20 protein-coding genes are annotated in these 16,547 nt (G+C 65.8%); 6 read left to right on the top strand and 14 right to left on the bottom strand.

Annotated elements, in window-relative coordinates; all coding sequences use genetic code 11:
• Window positions 1–77: 77 nt before the first annotated feature.
• Entirely contained in the window at window positions 78–629 is a 552-nt protein-coding gene (locus AB0B72_RS09525) for a GNAT family N-acetyltransferase (RefSeq protein WP_367738148.1), read from the bottom strand.
• A gap of 359 nt (window positions 630–988) precedes the next feature.
• Complete coding sequence (locus tag AB0B72_RS09520) at window positions 989–1,303, bottom strand: replication initiator (protein WP_367738147.1); 315 nt, start codon at window positions 1,301–1,303, stop codon at window positions 989–991.
• Between the two features lie 108 nt (window positions 1,304–1,411).
• Here AB0B72_RS09520 and AB0B72_RS09515 point away from each other — a divergent pair, with 108 nt between their 5' ends.
• Genes AB0B72_RS09515 through AB0B72_RS09505 form a run of 3 tightly spaced genes read left to right on the top strand, consistent with a single transcriptional unit; the run spans window position 1,412 to window position 2,419 of the window.
• On the top strand, window positions 1,412–1,738 hold the full coding sequence (locus tag AB0B72_RS09515; RefSeq protein WP_367738146.1) for a PadR family transcriptional regulator: 327 nt from the start codon (window positions 1,412–1,414) through the stop codon (window positions 1,736–1,738).
• On the top strand, window positions 1,735–2,091 hold the full coding sequence (locus AB0B72_RS09510; RefSeq protein ID WP_367738145.1) for a DUF1048 domain-containing protein: 357 nt from the start codon (window positions 1,735–1,737) through the stop codon (window positions 2,089–2,091). The genes AB0B72_RS09515 and AB0B72_RS09510 overlap by 4 nt, the downstream gene beginning before the upstream one ends.
• A 1-nt stretch (window position 2,092) precedes the next feature.
• Entirely contained in the window at window positions 2,093–2,419 is a 327-nt protein-coding gene (locus AB0B72_RS09505) for a DUF1048 domain-containing protein (protein ID WP_367738144.1), read from the top strand.
• 430 nt (window positions 2,420–2,849) lie between these two features.
• On the opposite strand, the gene AB0B72_RS09500 is transcribed toward AB0B72_RS09505, so the two are convergent.
• The 7 genes from AB0B72_RS09500 to AB0B72_RS09470 all read right to left on the bottom strand — a co-directional run bounded on the left by AB0B72_RS09500 (window position 2,850) and on the right by AB0B72_RS09470 (window position 9,027).
• Complete coding sequence (locus AB0B72_RS09500; RefSeq protein WP_367738143.1) at window positions 2,850–3,743, bottom strand: LysR family transcriptional regulator; 894 nt, start codon at window positions 3,741–3,743, stop codon at window positions 2,850–2,852.
• A gap of 573 nt (window positions 3,744–4,316) precedes the next feature.
• Window positions 4,317–4,748: a DUF6247 family protein gene (locus AB0B72_RS09495; RefSeq protein WP_367738142.1), complete on the bottom strand. Its 432-nt coding sequence runs from the start codon at window positions 4,746–4,748 to the stop codon at window positions 4,317–4,319.
• A gap of 395 nt (window positions 4,749–5,143) precedes the next feature.
• The gene (locus tag AB0B72_RS09490; protein ID WP_367738141.1) at window positions 5,144–5,965 is read right to left on the bottom strand and encodes an NAD-dependent epimerase/dehydratase family protein; all 822 of its coding nucleotides are present in this window, start codon (window positions 5,963–5,965) and stop codon (window positions 5,144–5,146) included.
• Between the two features lie 383 nt (window positions 5,966–6,348).
• A complete protein-coding gene (locus tag AB0B72_RS09485) occupies window positions 6,349–6,969 on the bottom strand; it encodes a hypothetical protein (RefSeq protein WP_367738140.1) in 621 nt (206 codons plus the stop codon).
• Window positions 6,970–6,971: 2 nt separating this feature from the next.
• Window positions 6,972–7,262, bottom strand: a complete 291-nt coding sequence (locus AB0B72_RS09480; protein WP_367738139.1) for a hypothetical protein — start codon at window positions 7,260–7,262, stop codon at window positions 6,972–6,974.
• Window positions 7,263–7,593: 331 nt separating this feature from the next.
• Window positions 7,594–8,568, bottom strand: a complete 975-nt coding sequence (locus AB0B72_RS09475; RefSeq protein WP_367738138.1) for a phosphotransferase — start codon at window positions 8,566–8,568, stop codon at window positions 7,594–7,596.
• A gap of 219 nt (window positions 8,569–8,787) precedes the next feature.
• Window positions 8,788–9,027 (bottom strand): winged helix-turn-helix domain-containing protein, encoded by a 240-nt coding sequence (locus AB0B72_RS09470; protein WP_367738137.1) that lies wholly within the window; start codon window positions 9,025–9,027, stop codon window positions 8,788–8,790.
• A 73-nt stretch (window positions 9,028–9,100) separates the two neighbouring features.
• Between AB0B72_RS09470 and AB0B72_RS09465 the strand changes: the two genes are divergently transcribed.
• Window positions 9,101–9,538, top strand: a complete 438-nt coding sequence (locus AB0B72_RS09465; RefSeq protein ID WP_367738136.1) for an NUDIX domain-containing protein — start codon at window positions 9,101–9,103, stop codon at window positions 9,536–9,538.
• A 665-nt stretch (window positions 9,539–10,203) separates the two neighbouring features.
• On the opposite strand, the gene AB0B72_RS09460 is transcribed toward AB0B72_RS09465, so the two are convergent.
• Window positions 10,204–10,425, bottom strand: coding sequence for a helix-turn-helix domain-containing protein (locus AB0B72_RS09460; protein WP_367738135.1), 222 nt, complete (start codon window positions 10,423–10,425; stop codon window positions 10,204–10,206).
• Window positions 10,425–10,910, bottom strand: a complete 486-nt coding sequence (locus tag AB0B72_RS09455; protein WP_367738134.1) for a DUF2975 domain-containing protein — start codon at window positions 10,908–10,910, stop codon at window positions 10,425–10,427. The genes AB0B72_RS09460 and AB0B72_RS09455 overlap by 1 nt, the downstream gene beginning before the upstream one ends.
• A 301-nt stretch (window positions 10,911–11,211) precedes the next feature.
• Here AB0B72_RS09455 and AB0B72_RS09450 point away from each other — a divergent pair, with 301 nt between their 5' ends.
• Window positions 11,212–11,589: a VOC family protein gene (locus tag AB0B72_RS09450; protein WP_367738133.1), complete on the top strand. Its 378-nt coding sequence runs from the start codon at window positions 11,212–11,214 to the stop codon at window positions 11,587–11,589.
• Between the two features lie 401 nt (window positions 11,590–11,990).
• Entirely contained in the window at window positions 11,991–12,359 is a 369-nt protein-coding gene (locus tag AB0B72_RS09445; RefSeq protein WP_367738132.1) for an ankyrin repeat domain-containing protein, read from the top strand.
• Between the two features lie 588 nt (window positions 12,360–12,947).
• On the opposite strand, the gene AB0B72_RS09440 is transcribed toward AB0B72_RS09445, so the two are convergent.
• The 3 genes from AB0B72_RS09440 to AB0B72_RS09430 are packed head-to-tail and all read right to left on the bottom strand — an operon-like array spanning window position 12,948 to window position 16,542.
• Complete coding sequence (locus AB0B72_RS09440) at window positions 12,948–14,675, bottom strand: IlvD/Edd family dehydratase (protein WP_367738131.1); 1,728 nt, start codon at window positions 14,673–14,675, stop codon at window positions 12,948–12,950.
• Window positions 14,676–14,725: 50 nt separating this feature from the next.
• Entirely contained in the window at window positions 14,726–15,601 is an 876-nt protein-coding gene (locus AB0B72_RS09435) for a carbohydrate ABC transporter permease (protein WP_367738130.1), read from the bottom strand.
• Complete coding sequence (locus tag AB0B72_RS09430; protein WP_367738129.1) at window positions 15,601–16,542, bottom strand: carbohydrate ABC transporter permease; 942 nt, start codon at window positions 16,540–16,542, stop codon at window positions 15,601–15,603. Before AB0B72_RS09430 ends, AB0B72_RS09435 begins: the two co-directional genes overlap by 1 nt.
• Window positions 16,543–16,547 lie beyond the last annotated feature (5 nt).

Below are 16,547 nucleotides of genomic sequence, written 5' to 3'. Positions count from 1 at the left end.
CCCGCTGCAGCTCCGCGGTCGGGTCGACGGCGAACGGGATGGACAGGCCGGGGTGCGGCTGTCGCCGCTGCGGGCATTTAAGCTCGGACTTCGTCCGCGAGAACACTGAACACGAGCAGATCGTGCAGGCCGTCATGTCCGCGCTGCGCCTGTCGCAACGTGCCCTCATAGGTGAATCCGGCCTTGGCCGCGACACGCTGGGACGCCTCATTCTCGAGAGTGGTGCGTAGCTCCACCCGATGGAGGCCCAGTGAGAGGGCCCAGTGCGTAACCGCGCCAACCGCCTCGGGTGCGATGCCCTTTCCGCGAGACTTGGGGCCCACGCCGTAGCCCACTTGAGTGATCCCGGCGTTCCAGTCGGCTCCATGCAGGCTGACGCCGCCGACCAGTTCGCCGTCCTTAGTGAAGATCGCAAGCTGCACGCCCTTGCCGGAGCGTCGCAATCCATGAACGCCGTCAGCGAGCCACTCCTTGACTTCCCCAACAGCAGAGGGACGGCCCGGCGGAAGGGCACTGGACGCATCCCCGTTCATGATGAGCGCGGCTACCTGGTCATGATCTGCTGGTTCGTGTGGCCGCACCACAAGGCGCTCGGTCTCCAATCGAACAGGAATATCGAAGGTGGTCACGCACGCTCCCTGTTGGACGACTTCGTCTGATGACGCTCTGGCGCGTGACCATACATGGGGCCACACCATCGACGGCAAGGCATTTATCCCTGCATACGCCACCCCGCTGTCCGGACAGTCGGCGTGCCCGTTGCGTGCCCGTACGGTCGGCGGCTCGCGGGGAACCACGGGGACTCACGGTCACTCGACCCCCATCTGCCCAGGTCAGCGTTCTCCCAGCTCAGAGCGCGTGATCTTGAAAGACTTCCCAAGCTGACAGCGCGGGTTCGATTCCCGTCACCCGCTCTCAGAGCGAAGGCCCAGGTCAGGACGTCAATCCGGACCCGGGCCTTGATTGTTTTCAAGGTCATCTCGACGTCTCATGCAGCCGACCGACTTGCCGAATGATCTTGTCCGTCTGCTTGGGCCTGTAGCTGGTTCATGTGGTTACGCCATCGCTGGCGTTCATGGACCGACCGCAGGAGCCGCACGGCGATCGGCGGCACGTTGGCGTCTCCACTGGGGACCGGCCGCCAGGTATAGCGGGTTTGTCGGGGGAGACCGAGGGCTTCCAGGCCCCAGGTACGCCGGTCCTGCTTGTGCTCAGTCAGGGTCTTGTTCGACCACTTGCAGGAGACGAGGACCCGCCGGCCCGCATAGCCGAGGTGTTCAGGCTTGTGCGCCTTGCCGTGCACCGACCAGGAGCTGTGCTCGCCGCTTGCTGGACATTGGCCCACTACTCGGTGGTACCGTATAGTGGTACTCAGTAGCACCAAGTACCAGGAGATCGAAGAGGACCCACGATGGACGACCTGACGGAGATGCTGAAGGGCACGCTTGAGGGCTGCGTGCTTGAAATCATCGGCAGCGAGGAGACCTACGGGTACGCCATCACGCGCCAGCTGAACGAACTCGGCTTCGCCGACGTCGTCGAGGGGACGGTTTACACCATCCTGCTGCGACTGGAGAAGAACAGGCTCGTCCAGGTGACGAAACGACCGTCCGGGCTGGGCCCGCCGCGCAAGTTCTATGCGCTCAACGACGCGGGGCGCGAAGAACTCGCGACATTCTGGGCGAAATGGGAGTACATCACATCACGGATCGACAAGCTCAAGGAGGGTGGGAGATGAACTTCTGGGAGACCATTACAGGCAGCGATCTCACCAGGGAATGGAAGGCGTTCGAAGCTCGGGCCGAGGCCTTGCCGGCCGACTACCGGGCGGCGTGGGAACAGATCAAGGGTCATCTTTTCTCCTACGGGGACTTCACAGGTCGAAACCTGATGCCGATTCTCGACGGTGCTCTGGGGCTGCTCGAAGAGACAGCGGCCGATGGGCAGAGTATTCACGAGGTGCTGGGTGACGACATCGGGGGCTTCTGCGCGGCATTGGCCGGCGGAGAAGGGGCTCGAAGCTATCGCGACCGGTGGCGCGAGCAGTTGAACAGGAACGTCGCAAGGAAATTGGGCCGGCTAGGAGGCTGACGTGGGCATCCAAGACATCATCGAGGGCAAGAAGCAGTGGCGGGCGCACATGGCGCGGGTCAAGGCGCTCCCGCCGGATTATCAGATCGTCTACAAGGAGATTCAGAAGTACTTCTTCAAGATCGGACCGATCGACTTGTTTGACGGGACCCTACTCTCAGGGATTGTCGATTTCTTCGAGGAGGGCGTCACGGCCGGCAAGGGAGTCCTGGAACTCATCGGCAACGACGTCGCCGCCTTCTGCGACGACCTGGTCAAGGACTCGCGCACCTACGCGGACATCTATCAGGAGTCCATCAGCGGGAAACCCGGCACGGCCGAGAAGTAAGACCGACCGGCAGATGGATCACTTGAGGCCCGTTCCGTCTCTGTTCCGCCAGAGCACGGAAAACTTCCCGAACTGTTGGCAACTGCTGGAACATAAATCCCAGCCCAAACCCTGTTTTGGAGATTAGCCGCAGGTCAGAGACACGCTGCGATCAGAACCCGGCCTACAGGCCGACTCGTCCGCTGTTTCCCTCTCCGAGCTGGGAGTTCTCCCCGCCTCATTCATGATCGGGGCACATCGAGCGCGGAACGGAACACGTTGTCGAGCGCCGTACGAGCTCGTTCGGACGCTATGGTTGGGTTCGCTCGACGGCTGGTCGAAGATCGACTGTGCGCATCGGGGCTTGGGCGGCGCCGGCAGTCCGGAGACACCACCGGACGCGGAGCTCCTCAACATGCGTGACCAACGCGACGTGCCCAGGGTGCGCGGCTCAGACGACGAGGGTGCCGATGTCGGCGGCGACTTGGGCAAGGGCCCGGATGCGCTCGTTCTCGGTCTCAGTACGCCACACCAGGGCAAACCGCAGGGCGTCGATGTCGCTGACGGGCAGGTAGGCGATGTCGGGCCGGTTCCAATAGCGCGTCATGTGAGCGGGGAAGAGGTTGACGAGCTCCCCAGCACTTGCCAGGGTGAGGATCTCCTCGGTGTTGCTTACCAAGGGGCCGCGTTCGATAGGGCGGCCCTTGCGGGTGTGGGACGGGATGAAGCTGTCGGCCCAGTAGTCCGGAACGGACATGGGCGGGGCGTCGCTGTGCTGGAAGTCGGCAAGCATCTCCAGTGAGACGGAGGTGCGCCGGGTGAGTTCGTGGTCGGCGGCCACGGCCATCACCCGCGGGTCGGCGAACAGGACCGGACCCACCGTCAGGTCGGGTTCTTCGACCGGTAGCCAGCAGATCAGGATGTCAAGATCGCCGCGGCGCAACCCGGCGAACGGGTCGATGTAGGGGGCGTGCTGGATCTGCAGTTTCCACTGCGGGTGGCGGGTGCGGAAGGTGTCCCAGTAGGGGCGCAGGTCGTGAGCGTTGAAGGGGATCATGCCGACGCGCAGCACGGCGGTGACGCCCTGGGCGGCCAGCGTGGCGCGGCGCATGCCGTCCTGCAGCCCGGTGTAGACGGGCGAGAGGTCGTCGCGGAGCTGCCGGCCGAGCGAGGTCAGCCGGACCGTGCGGCTGGTGCGCTCGAACAGCGGGGCGCCGATCCGGCGTTCCTGTTTCTTGATGGCCTGGGTGATGCGGGCGGGGGTGACGCGCAACCGTTCGGCGGTCCGCCCGAAGTGCAGCTCTTCGGCCAGGGTCAGGAAGATCTCGATGTCGCGAAGTTCCACGACTCCCTCTCGCGTTAACTCGGGGGGTTCATACGGCCCTGCGTAGTTTGCCGTTGTTTCGGGTGATAGTTCGCGTTGATCCTAGTCACCGGACGAGTCGAGCCACTTCTGCAGTGACGACATGACACCTTCGATGGGCAAACCTGGTGATGGCTTCGTTAACGACATCTTGTGCCCCTTGATGCGCGCATGCTCGTCTCCACTGAGGGCGCCGACCCTGCTCGGAAATCAGGTCACGCTCTTGATCGTGTGCTGCCCCGGCGACGAGGTCATCCGTGATCGACGGGCCATTAGCCAGGGCGACGAGGGGTCAATCACGGTCACTCATGGCCGCTCCGAAGCCCAGCTCAGCGAGCCTACGAGGCGTGATTCATACGCTTCCCGAGCTGACAGCGCGGTCCGATTCCCGTCACCCGCTCCACGAGCGAAGGCCCCGGTCAGGGACAGAGCGCGCCCCGGGACCTTAATCGTTGTCTTAAGGGTCAACCGGCCCAACCGCATCCCAGGGATCGCGAAGGTGTTCGATGAGACGCTCCAGCAGCGGGCCGTCGCGGACCTCCTCGGGCAGGCCGTTCAACTCGTAGAGGGCGCGTCCGTGGAAGCCATCGAACGTGTAGCTCGCACCCGGCCCTCCCACTCGGGTGGGGTGTAGCGAGTGAACATCTCCGTAGGGTCCTGGAGAGCGTCCTGGACGACCTCATAGCCCGGGCGCATGTAAGCGATCGCACGCAGGCGCCACTGACGCAATAACATCTGCACCTGCTTGAAGCGGACCAGGTCGTGCGCGGCTTCCAAAGCCTCGTCATACTCCGCCCGGAACCGGGCACGGTGCGACGGCGGAAGCACTTCGAAGATCGCGGCCGGATCCTCAGCCGGATCACGCGGAGCAACGGGCTCCACAGGCTGTACCGACAACCTATCCTCCCGCGCATCGGCAGCGGGCCGTTGTGTTCTCGCTGCCGGCAACGGCTGGGTGAACCGCAGATCAGCACGTCCACAGGACATGGCCCTCCACCCACCTCCAGAGAAACCAGCCGCGTCGTGTGCCCGTTGCGTGCCCGTACGGTCGACGATCAACGGGGGCCGAGGAGGACTCACGGTGAAGCGCTCCGGCTTCGATGAACATCACTCTGTATCGGTGGTCTCGGCGTGTCAACGACGCTCGAAAACGTTTCACGTGTCGTCGACATCGTCGTACTCGTCGAACCACACCGATGCGCCGACCTCAGCCAAAAACTTGGACGCGCCGACCGATGCCATCCAGCACGACAACCGCCACGGGGCGGCCGAGGTCTGTCGTGGTAGGGGGCGATCGACGGCCCGGGACTTCGTTCCTCAGCCCCGGTTGCACCAGGTGGCGGTGCTATCCGCCGCTCTGGCCCGCGTGGCCCCAAGAGCTGCTAACGGAATGATCTGTCGGTCGGCTGCTGCTCAAAGGCGTAACGGAGGGTGTAGTCGGCGGTGGCGTAGTCGCCGCCCTGGAGTTGGTTACCGGTGAAGTACCGTGCCGATCCAGGGATCCGGTCGGCGTAGGCTTCGGCGTCATCGCGGGGAAGGTAGCCGAGTTGGTCGTCGAGTTCCCAGACTCGGCGGGTGTTGGCCGAGACCGCGTACGCGGCGGTGAAGGTGATGCCGGGCCGGGTCAGCGCGGCCCAGACGAATCCGGCGCAGTCGCGCGGGCTTAGCCAGGTGGCCAGGTGCCGTGGCTCGCTCGGCTCGGGTTCGAGGCTTCCGATGCGCAGGCACACCACTTGCAGGCCGAACTTGTCGGCGTACAGCCGCCCCAGGGCTTCCACGGCGACCTTGCTGACGCCGTAGAGGCCGTCAGGGCGGGGCGGCATCTGCGCCGAGACCGTCTGCGCGACCGGGTAGCAGCCGGTCAGCCGGTTGCTGCTGGCCAGCACCACGCGTTTGACTCCCGTACGCCGCGCCGCCTCCAGCACGTGGTGAGTACCCAAGACGTTGCCGTCCAGGAGGTCGGCGAGCGGCGCCTCGTCCGGCACTCCGGCCAGGTGCACGATCGCGTCGGCGCCCCCGATGACCGACGTCACGTCCTCTATCTCGGCCAAGTGGGCTTGGTGGACTTCCTCGTCCGGCCCTTGAGCGGTCAGCGGCGCCCGGTCGACCGCGATCAGCCGGCGCAGTCGACGCCGCAGCGGTTCACGCAGCACGGATCCGACCTGTCCGGCGGCACCGGTGAGAACGACCGTCTCCATTGTCATGGGCCGGAGTATGGCAGTGGCTACCGACACTTCTGATCGGACAAGGTGCCGTGTTGATCATCCCGCCCGTTGCACGTCCTGGTGCCGCACCATTACATGCCCGTTACGTGCCCGATGGAGCGGCGATCAAGAGGGGTGACGGGGATTCACGGGGAGTCGCGCGCGGCGGCGCAGGTCAGTGAATACCTGAGGTCAGGAGCGTTGATCCGGAGAGACTTCCCAAGCTGGCAGCGCGGGTTCGATTCCCGTCACCCGCTCTCAGTGCGATGGTCCAGGTCGGACGCGAAACCCGAGACCTGTGATTTTTCGATCGCCTCAGCCCAGATCGTGGTGGAAGCGCTCCTCCTCGGCCGGGCCCCGTGCTCACTCACGAAGCCAACTCGTCAGTCATCGGACATGTGACGGCGCTTCCAGGTGCCGGCCTCCCTGCCCTTCACCCACACGGGCGGCGACCACAGGCACGGTCCCCCCTCTTCTCCGAAGGTGCTCACCGCCATCTCTGCCTCATCTTGCGGCGAGACCTCGAAGTAACCGTCATAGAACGGTTCAGCGAAATCGCGGCCAATCGACTCCGCGAGCCACGGCGCGAAGGTGATGTCCTGAGGGAAGAGCGCATGATCCAAGCAGCACAGATTGGGATCCCACCCCCACATCGCACCCTCGGGATCGCGACAATCCAGCAGGGACGCGATTGCACACCCCCAGTCCAGCAACTGGATCATGCCCGCGCATCGTCCGCTGGACTCAGCCCGAAACCCCAGAGCCGATTCAGTGATGTCCGCGAAGATGTCGCTCTTCCAGAAGTCATAGCCCCGTACACCGATGATGCCACCGCGAGGACCGAAACCTCCGTTCCCCACCTCCAGATACAGCCGCCGCAGCAGCGAAGGAAGCGGGTAACCGATGGCCTCTTCAGCCTCAGCGACCGCCTCGGACGAGGCCACCGGTAGCACATCAGGCCCAGGGTCCGACCGTATCGCTTCGAAGATCTCATCCTCGGTCATGATCAGTACTCCGCGTGCGGGGACCGCTGGAGGAGAGCCAGAAGTTGTCGACGTCCATAAGGCTGCATGCTGCCAGCTTCGACCGACAATGCCACAACACAGAAGCATCGTTCGCGCGCCAGATCCGTGCCAGAACGAGCGGCGATCAGCGGTGAATCACGGGGACTCACGGTCACCTGGAGGCTGACCTGCCCGCGCACGGCCGCGCGGTCCACCGCCGACATCTCGAACACGTCGAGCCAGTCCCTGATCTGCTGGTCGTCGCTGAGCGTGCGCGGCGACAGGTTCGACACGGCCTGGAGGTAATCCGGCCAGGCGCCCCGGTGCCCGTGACCAGGACGACCGGGTCTCCGGAGCCGTAGTCGTCGTAACCCAGGGTGATCCCGTTGATCCGGGCGACCGGCATCTCTCTCCTTCCGCCTACGCCTTGGCCGGCAGCCAGAACGGCCCGTCGTTGCTGATGACGAGGCCGCCGGGGAACATGGGGACGTCGGGCCCGAGATCCTCGCCGAGGAAGGCCCGGCTCTGCACCTGGCGCCCTCCTGCATCGCCTGCCGTACGGCCGACGACTTGGACAGCGGCGCGTCCCGCCGTATGGGCGCCGCACCGCCACCCGACCGCAGGTCAGTCTTGGCTGGATTCGAGATAGCCGGTGAGATAGTGCAACGATGCGGCGATGTCCTCGCCGGTGCCGTGCGGCCGCCGCAGCTCGTCAGCGAAGATGGCGATGTCGGCGAGCCGCCACCAAAGCGGATAGAGAGCGAGGCCGGCCGATGTGACGGCCCGGCCGGTGGCCCGGGTGTAACGGGCGAGCACGTCATCGTCGCCAACCGGGTTCTTGCCGAGCATGCGGGCGAAGGCGGAGGTGAGCATCCACAGGTCCCGCTCCGGCGGAGCGATCTGTACGGTGCCCCAGTCGATGAGCCGCAGTCCAGCCGGGGTACGCATGACGTTCCCGGGGTGCGGTTCGCCGTGCGTGACCACCCACGCCGCAGCAGTGGTCCGTACTTGATCGACGCGCCAATCGAAGTCGGCGAGCAATCGTTGGATTTGCCCGGCATGGTCGGACAGCAGCTTGCGGGCCGGCTCGGCATGAGGCCCGCCGGTCCACTCTCGATCGAGGTCCTGCAGCGCCTCCTCCAGCTTGTCCCGAGCGGGCAGCACCAGGTCAGCCCGTGATGCGGTCTCCGCCACGATCGGGGTTGCCTCGTGCAGCTCGGCCAGCAGGTCGATCACCTCGGCACGGTCCTCGGGCCGGTGCGCGCCGAAGTGCCCGGCAGCACCCGCCACCATTGGAAACACCGACAGGGCGTACCGCGAGGTCAGCCGCCGGATCGCGGCGCCGGTCGTGGTCGGGATCGGCGCAAGAACGAAGTCGAGCCCCGCGTCCCGGCGCAGTGCCAGGGCGGCGCCAAACGACTGGCCGAGCTGGCCGAACGCAGCATCACGTCCAGCGTCCTCGACGCCGAGGTCATCCACCTTGACGAACCATGCCGTCCCACATCGATCCACCACTGACCAGTGGTAGCTGCCTGCGCCCACCGTGAGGTACTCGACCGAGTGGGGCTCTATGCCCCAGCCCTCGGTCAGGGCCACCATCAGCTCGGCCTCCGCCAGACCTGCAGGTTTATCCTTCATGCGCCAGTATTCTGTCTCGCTTACCTCAGGGCCGCAGATCACTTTGGAGAGGGCTCTTGAGGCATTCTGACGCGACGCGGGTTGCTCTTCCTTGCCGCTTCTGCCTCCGACGGGGGCCTCGAGTTCAACTTGGTAGCCCGTCCTCCTCGCTGCCCAAGTGTCCCGGCCGTTCCCGCCGTGTCAAGGGCGCCTGCGGCGTCGCTTCGCGAGCAGGCCCTGGAGGAAGAACCGATCGCCTACGGCTGCCTGCCAGCTCCAGCCCAGACGATGCAGCAGGTAGCAGACCCCGCCCACGGTGTAGCTCACGCGGAACAGGCGCTGAATCATCTCGGCGATCCGGGCCAGGGTCCAGCACTGGTCGTCCCCCCAGCCGCCGCGCCGCCGACGGCGATGGGAGGCCGGCGAAGTATCCTGGCCCACACCCTATTCCGCCTCGCGTTGACTCAAGCCACCGGACTACAGCGCCTCCGCACATCCAGAGGAAGGAGGGGCCATGCGGGACAAGACCACCCGTGAAAAAGCGCTGTGCTACATCGTCCGAGACGGGCAGCTCCTCGTCTTCCGCCATTTGGACTACAGCTACGAAGAAGTCGGAATACAAGTACCCGCGGGTACGGTCAAACCCGGAGAGGACCCCCGAGACGCCGCACTACGCGAAGCACGAGAGGAAACCGGCCTCACAGCCTTCACTGTCGTTCGTAAGCTCGGAGTAGCTCACTACGACATCACTCCGTACCGCCCCGAGATTCAACGCCGGCACTTCTTCCAACTCGCTCTCCACCAGGAGACCCCCGACCGGTGGACGAGCGAAGAGGACCAGGATGGGATCGGAAAGCCTATCCGCTTCGAGTGCTTCTGGATTCCGCTCGAACACGGACACGTACTGCAGTCAGGTCAAGGTGCGCTCCTAGGGAACCTGATCGATCAATAACCCGCCTCCGGCGAGGGCGCTCCGGCTTCGGAGGACCGCCGAAGTGGCTCTCCTCTCGTACCGGGGAGACCTGACCTGAGAAGGGTTGGGCCATCGAGCAGCTCTTCGATTTCGGGCCGAACGTGGTGCGGTGGGCGGAGCAGGTGATGTCGCAGGCCGTCGCGGGGCTCGTCCGGCCGGTCATCGGGCAGACCTTTCCGTTGGAACGCGCGCGCGCACGCCGCGATCGAGAACCGTACCGCCGTGGGGAAGACCCTGCTACTTATCTGACGAGTCCGCCCAGGGCCTCGGCCGGCCACGTCTTCGAAGTCGAGCATGATCGGCGTGCGTCTTCGCAAGCAGGTGATCCGCCAGGCCTTCTGGGAGCCGCCTTCGGAGCTACCCACGCGGGCGATCATGAACTGAGATGAACGGGCCCGAACAGCCGAAGGACCGGCGACCAGCACGGTGAGCTTCCCCCGTTCTCCGGGCACCTGGCCTGAGGTCACCCTTGACAAAGAACTGACGAGGACGATTCACCGGATCTACGCCGAAACGCGCGGCAGCTACGGCTCACCACGGGTGCAGGAAGTGTTTCCGACCTGGGCGTTGTTCATTTATGGCGCCTTCTCGATCTGGGCGATCCACCGGTGGTGCCAAACGTTTTCACGCCCGCCCTGGGCGCGTCATCCGGCCGCCGCGTCCCCGGCCTCCCAGCGCAGCAGGTCGCCCGGCTGGCACTGAAGCACCTCGCAGAGCGCGGCGAGAGTCGTGAAGCGCACCGCCTTGGCGCGGCCGTTCTTGAGTACCGCCAGGTTGGCGGGCGTGATCCCCACGCGGTCCGCGAGCTCTCCCACGGACATCTTGCGCTTGGCGAGCATCACATCGATGTCGACGGCGATCGGCATCAGATCACCTCGTCCAGCTCGGCCTGCATCTGCGCCGCTTCGACGTCGCGCGCGACGGCCTGGGCGAGCAGCATCCGCAGCACGTACACGATGAGCGCGACCCCGAGGATGCCCACGCCAACCCCGCCCATGATGACGGTGACGCCCGGGTCGGCCCGCTGGCCCGGCGCGTTGAGGACCGTGACCGCGAACCACAGGAGGGCAGCCGCCACGATCGCACCGATCACGAGGTCCACGTACCGGAAGGCGGCGTGGGAAAACACGGTTCCACGTCGCACCATCGTCACCAGCCGCAATACGCACACCACAGCGACCTGGACCGACGCCATGCCGAGGATCGTGATCACGCGCAGCGGGGTCAGCGGGAGCGGCCCGTCCTCCGGGTCGGCGGCCAATGCCCACACCATTCCCGCCTGTATGAACGCGGTGCCGGCGAGCACCACCACGAGCACGGCGCGAAGCGCGCGCACTGCCAGCTTTCCCATGGCTCACCTTTCATCGATTCGCGATCATAATCTATCGAATATCGATAGATGAAGCAAGGCCGGGCGGAGGGTTGACGGTGGTTTGCACCACGGCGGGATCCCCCATGACATGGTGTACGCGCGAACCATCATGATCTTGCCGAAGTCGGCCTTGATTGAGCGCGAATCGGCTACGCCGAAGCCCTGAGCGCGGGATGATGCCTTTTGAACCCGCCGAACCATATCCAGGCGTCAGGTGACACGTTGGCGCGCTCGGCGGCCGGGGAGGGCTGAAATGACACCGAATGTGCATATTTCGCTCATGCTCGCGGTCCAGGACGCACCTGCCGCTGTCGACTGGTACAAGCGTGCACTCGGCGCGACGGAGCTGTGGAACCTTGGCGGCGTCGCCGGGCTGAGCATCGCCGGTGCCCCGGTTTTCGTGGGCCAGCCGGAGAACAACGGCTGGGACGCCCCGGCCGTGGCCGGCACCAGGACCGTGCGAGTCGAGGTCTTCACCGACGACCCCGACGAATTCATCGAGCGTGCCGTGGCAGCCGGCGCGGACGGCAGCATCGACGAGATCCGCGACCATCGGGCGCCATGGGGCATTCACCGGCAAGGAGGCTTCATCGACCCGTTCGGCCATCTGTGGCTCGTCGGGGACAAGTCTCCCCTGCAACGGTTTCCGGCCAACTGACCCGCTGCCGGCGAGGGCAGAGGCCAAGGATCCTCCGACTCGGCCGGCGCCCAGGTGCGTTGGAGACTTCCCAAGCCGACAGCGCGGGTTCGATTCCCGTCACCCGCTCTTAGCGGCTAAGGCCCAGGTCAGGGCGTCAATCGGACGCGGGCCTTGATTGTTTTCAAGGTCACGTTAATCTCCCGTGCAATCAGCCCGCCGGGACCAGGACACCGGCGATTCGCTCTTGCCCCTGGCGTCGGTCCCCGTCCTTGCCGATCACGTACGTGACGGTTCTGCCGGCACCGCGTACGGCGTGCTGGTAGATCATGCCGCCCGGACGTGTCGTGCCCCATCCAGGCCATCAGGTCCATGAGGCCGGCAACTCGGGCCACCCCGGTGGCGTCTGGCACACTCCGCGCATGGAGTGGAGCCCTGCCCATCACGCGGTCGAGCACGAGGACCTCCCGACGCTTCGCGACCTGCTCGACAACGGCCACGACGTTCAAGACTCCGACACACAGGGATGGAGCCTGCTGCACCACTCCATAGACGTGGAGATCGACGGACACCAACAGACCGGCGAGCCCTTACATGTGGATGTGACGGCGTACCTTCTTGCCCGTGGCGCGAACCCCTCGGCCGCATCCCACCGTTATGGAACTCCCCTCCAGATGGCAGAAGATCGCGGTCACTGGCTCGCCACCGAGCTCATCCGCTCCTGGCTGGCCCGGCCGAACAGCGGCAGTAAGGGCAGTGCCTCCAGCGGAGGCGCTCCGGCTCTGGGGTGATGGCCCGCTACTCGTGACTGGCCGAAACCGGCGGAGGTAGAGGCCTGGCCGCCCCGCCCACCGTCGCCCCGGGAATCCGAGCAGACCCCAAGCGTCGACAATCGATGCGGTGGTTCAGGAAATCCGCCGTTGGCATCCACCGGCATGGGTGCGATTGACCATCCGCGCCCGGGACTTGGACAGCTTTCGGTGGCCGTGCGACATCTGCGGTACGCCCACGATCCTGAGCCCGGGAGGCGATGGGGTGGTCATGGACGTCAGGAGCGCCGATGGCCCCGGCAGCCACGCCATCGTCGCCCATCGGGAGTGTCTGACAAGCCGTCTGAATGAGCGCAGCGACGAACGCGCTCGCGTCGACTCGGCAGGCCGAAGCTGAATGGGGATGGCGGACGGAGAGGCCGCGGCCGGCGACGTACGCAACCAGTGGACAGCCGCGTACCAGCTCACTGGCTCTGCGTACCTGCAAGAACCTGCTCGGGTCGATGAGGACGATCGCCGACCGTGTGACCGGCGAACCACTGAGAACGCAGCTTGATCAATGGCTGGAACTCTGGCCGCGTCTCCCCTGATCGTCATGCCATTGGTGGGTCAGTGTGAGTGACGTGGCGGGGCGCTGCCGCTGCCACCGACGAGGAAGTCCAGGTCCGCGCCTCTGTCGGCCTGAAGGACGTGCTCGCTGTACAGACGTACCCAGCCCCGGTCTGCGGCCGGTCGCGGGGGCTGCCAGGCGGCGCGACGGCGCTCGAGTTCCGCGTCGTCGACCAGCAGGTCCAGACGCCGTGTCGGGACGTCGAGCCGGATCACATCGCCGGTACGCGCGAGTGCGAGGGGGCCGCCCACCGACGCCTCGGGGGCCACGTGCAGGACGCAGGTGCCGTAGCCGGTCCCGCTCATCCGGGCATCGGAGATTCGCACCATGTCGGTGATCCCCTCGGTGAGCAGTCGCCGCGGCATGGGCACGTTCCCCACCTCGGGAAACCCGGGATAACCGCGTGGTCCGGCGTTCCGCACCACGATGACCGTGTCGGGGGTGACGTCGAGATCCGGGTCGTCGGCCACGGCGGCATAGTCCTCGATCCGGTCGAACACGAGCGCCGGTCCGGTGTGCCGCAGCAGATGGGGCGAGGCGGCGGAGACCTTCAGCACGGCCCCGGACGGCGCGAGCGACCCGCGCAGCACGACGGTCCCCGACCCGGCGGGCTGGAACGGCTCCTCCATCGTGCCGATGACCTCCCGGTTCCAGCACTGGGCACCGCTGATGTTGTCGGCCACGCTCTTCCCGCTGACGGTGACAGGGCCCAGGTGCAGCAGGGAAGCGATCTCCTTCATCACCGCCGGGAGTCCGCCCGCGTACGCGAAGTCCTCCATCAGGTACGTCCCGGAGGGCATCAGGTTCACCAGCATGGGCACATCGGCGGTGAGCGTGTCGAAGTCCTCCAGCGACAGGGGGACGCCGAGGCGCCCGGCGATCGCGAGCAGGTGCACCACGGCGTTGGTGGAGCCGCCGATCGCGGCGTTCACCCGGATGGCGTTCTCGAAGGCCTCCCGGGTGAGCACCGTGGACAGCCGCTGGTCCTCTTCGACCATGGCCACGATCCGGCGCCCGGCGGCGTGCGCGAGCGCGTACCGGCGGGAGTCGACCGCGGGCACGGCGGCGGCCCCTGGCAGCTGGACGCCGAGCGCCTCGGTCACGCAGGCCATCGTGGAGGCGGTCCCCATGGTCATGCAGTGCCCGCGGCTGCGGGACATGCAGACTTCCGCCTCGGCGCAGTCCGCCGCGGTCATCCGGCCCGCGCGCAGCTCCTCGGTGAAACGCCACACGTCGGTGCCCGAGCCGATGTCCCGGCCGCGGAACTTGCCGTTCAGCATCGGGCCGCCGGTGACCATCAAAGTGGGCAGGTCGACACTGGCCGCCCCCATGAGCAGCCCGGGCGTGGTCTTGTCGCAGCCGGAAAGCAGCACCACCCCGTCGAGCGGGTTGGCCCGGATCAGCTCCTCCGCCTCCATCGCCAGCAGATTGCGGTAGAGCATGGTCGTCGGCCGCATCAGCGGCTCCCCCAAACTCATCGCCGGAAACTCCAGCGGCAGGCCACCGCTCTCCCACACGCCGCGCTTCACCGACTCGGCCAGGTCGTGCAGGTGGGCGTTGCACGGCGTCAGCTCCGACCACGTCGTGGCGATGCCGATCACCGGCCGGCCGTCGAAGACGTCGTCCGCGAACCCCTGGTTGCGCATCCACGATCGGTGGATGAACCCGTTGCGGCCCTCCGCTCCGAACCACTGCCGGCTGCGTAGCGGGCGATTCGTCATCGACATCGGCACACCTCTCTGTCCATCTTGACTGACTGCTCGACGATCGGCCGCGGCTACCTCAGGCCTCCGACGGACAGTCCGCCGCGCCAGTGCCGTTGGAGGGTGAAGAAGGCGATGACGAGCGGGATCACCGACACGAGCGCGCCCAGAATGATGAGGCTCCAGAGGGAGGTGCTGCCCGAGTTGTTCGCCGAGGCGATTCCCTGCCAGAGGCCGAGGCCGACGGTGACGGGGAACAGGCGGTTGTCGGAGAGCATGGCGAGAGGCAGGAAGTAGTTGTTCCAGGACGCCACGGCGGACAGGAGCAGCACCGTGACCACCGCGGGCCGCATCAACGGGAACGCGACCTGGAGGAACGTCCGCATTTCACCCGCGCCGTCGACCCGCGCCGCGTCCAGGATCTCGTCGGGTACCGCGTCGCGCGCGTACACGTGCATGAGGTACACCCCGAACGGGTTGAGCAGCGACGGGAGGATCACCGCCCAGATGGTGTTCGTCAGGCCGAGCCCGGAGAACATCATGAAGGTGGGGATCACCAGGGCGGTCGCGGGCACCATCAACGCGCCGAGCAGGATCGAGAAGCTGAAGCGTCTGCCTGCGAACCGGTATTTGGCGAATCCGTAGCCGGCCATGACGGCCAGGATCGTGGCGCCGATTCCGCCTGCGAACGCGTACAACGTGGAGTTGAGAATCCACCTGCCGTAGATGCCGCCGTCGTAGGTGAACAGTCGCTCCAGGTTCCCGAAGTAGTCGACCCGATCGGCGAACCACAGGGTGTTGCTGCCGCTGAACAGGCCGGGGGCGTCTTTGGAACCGTTGACGATGACCCACCAGAACGGCACGAGGAAGTACACGACCAGGAAGCCGACAAGAATCTGCAGGGGGAGGTGGCGCTGGGGACGGCGGCGTGCGCCGGCGCTGCCGGTCATCAGAAGAAACTCCTCCGCTTACGGGTGAAGAAAAGGAAGGCGTAGACGCAGACGAACACGATCCCGCCGAGGGCGAAGGAGATCGCCGATCCGTAGTTGAAGTTCGCGAGCCCGAACGCCTGCTGGTAGGCGTACATGTTGGGCGTGAATCCCGGTGAGATCGTGCCGGCCGCGAGGTACCGCAGAATCTGTGGTTCGTTGAAGAACTGCAGGGTGCCGATGAGTGAGAAGACCAGGATCAGCAGCAGCGCGGGAGCGATCAGCGGGATTTTGATCCGAAGCGCGACCTGCCATTTACCGGCGCCGTCCATACGGGCGGCCTCGTAAAGTGTCGGGTCGATTCCCTGGAGCGCCGCATACAAAATGATCATGTAGTAGCCGGCCCACTGCCAGGTGACGACGTTGATCAGGCCGTAGAAGATCAGATTGCTGCTGAAGAAGTCGGGCGCGGCGGCGCCGAACAACCCGAAGACGTCGGAGAGCGGCCCGAAGCTCTTGCTGTACAGGAATCCCCACATGACCGCCCCGATGACCGTGGGAATGGCATAGGGCAGGAAGATCATGAGGCGGGAGAAGCGGATGAACAGCGAGGTCACGGCGTCCACGATGAGGGCCATCGCGAGCGCGATGATGATCTGCAGCGGGATGGCGACGAGCGAGAAGCGGATGACGAACCACGCCCCGGAGAGGAAGGTCGGGTCGGTGAACGCCTTCGCGTAGTTGCCGAGGAAGACGAAGCTGGTGCCGCCGATCAGCTTCTTCTGCCAGAGGCTGAGGTAGAACGCGTACGCGAGCGGCGCGATGAGAAGCGCCAGGAAAACGATCGCGAATGGCCCGACGAAGAGCCACCCCATCAGGTGCTCACGGAGGCGCACCTTGCCGCGGACCTTGTGCGCTTTCTGTTGAGTGCTCGCCGCACTCTCCTCGATAAGGAGGGTCATCTTGG

It is taken from the genome of Microbispora sp. NPDC049125, assembly GCF_040802045.1.
In the GTDB taxonomy this organism is placed as follows: domain Bacteria; phylum Actinomycetota; class Actinomycetes; order Streptosporangiales; family Streptosporangiaceae; genus Microbispora.
Note: the sequence above shows the minus strand (reverse complement) of the source record. Positions and strands in the feature narration are given on the sequence as shown.

What these genes read in the sequence shown, in the direction of transcription:
- AB0B72_RS09515 (WP_367738146.1), top strand. Translation starts at nt 1,412, where the DNA reads ATGGACGACCTGACGGAGATGCTGAAGGGCACGCTTGAGGGCTGCGTG.
- AB0B72_RS09510 (WP_367738145.1), top strand. Translation starts at nt 1,735, where the DNA reads ATGAACTTCTGGGAGACCATTACAGGCAGCGATCTCACCAGGGAATGG.
- AB0B72_RS09495 (WP_367738142.1), bottom strand. Translation starts at nt 4,748, where the DNA reads ATGTCCTGTGGACGTGCTGATCTGCGGTTCACCCAGCCGTTGCCGGCA.
- AB0B72_RS09490 (WP_367738141.1), bottom strand. Translation starts at nt 5,965, where the DNA reads ATGACAATGGAGACGGTCGTTCTCACCGGTGCCGCCGGACAGGTCGGA.
- AB0B72_RS09485 (WP_367738140.1), bottom strand. Translation starts at nt 6,969, where the DNA reads ATGACCGAGGATGAGATCTTCGAAGCGATACGGTCGGACCCTGGGCCT.
- AB0B72_RS09475 (WP_367738138.1), bottom strand. Translation starts at nt 8,568, where the DNA reads ATGGTGGCCCTGACCGAGGGCTGGGGCATAGAGCCCCACTCGGTCGAG.
- AB0B72_RS09465 (WP_367738136.1), top strand. Translation starts at nt 9,101, where the DNA reads ATGCGGGACAAGACCACCCGTGAAAAAGCGCTGTGCTACATCGTCCGA.
- AB0B72_RS09460 (WP_367738135.1), bottom strand. Translation starts at nt 10,425, where the DNA reads ATGCCGATCGCCGTCGACATCGATGTGATGCTCGCCAAGCGCAAGATG.
- AB0B72_RS09455 (WP_367738134.1), bottom strand. Translation starts at nt 10,910, where the DNA reads ATGGGAAAGCTGGCAGTGCGCGCGCTTCGCGCCGTGCTCGTGGTGGTG.
- AB0B72_RS09450 (WP_367738133.1), top strand. Translation starts at nt 11,212, where the DNA reads ATGCTCGCGGTCCAGGACGCACCTGCCGCTGTCGACTGGTACAAGCGT.
- AB0B72_RS09445 (WP_367738132.1), top strand. Translation starts at nt 11,991, where the DNA reads ATGGAGTGGAGCCCTGCCCATCACGCGGTCGAGCACGAGGACCTCCCG.
- AB0B72_RS09440 (WP_367738131.1), bottom strand. Translation starts at nt 14,675, where the DNA reads ATGTCGATGACGAATCGCCCGCTACGCAGCCGGCAGTGGTTCGGAGCG.
- AB0B72_RS09435 (WP_367738130.1), bottom strand. Translation starts at nt 15,601, where the DNA reads ATGACCGGCAGCGCCGGCGCACGCCGCCGTCCCCAGCGCCACCTCCCC.
- AB0B72_RS09430 (WP_367738129.1), bottom strand. Translation starts at nt 16,542, where the DNA reads ATGACCCTCCTTATCGAGGAGAGTGCGGCGAGCACTCAACAGAAAGCG.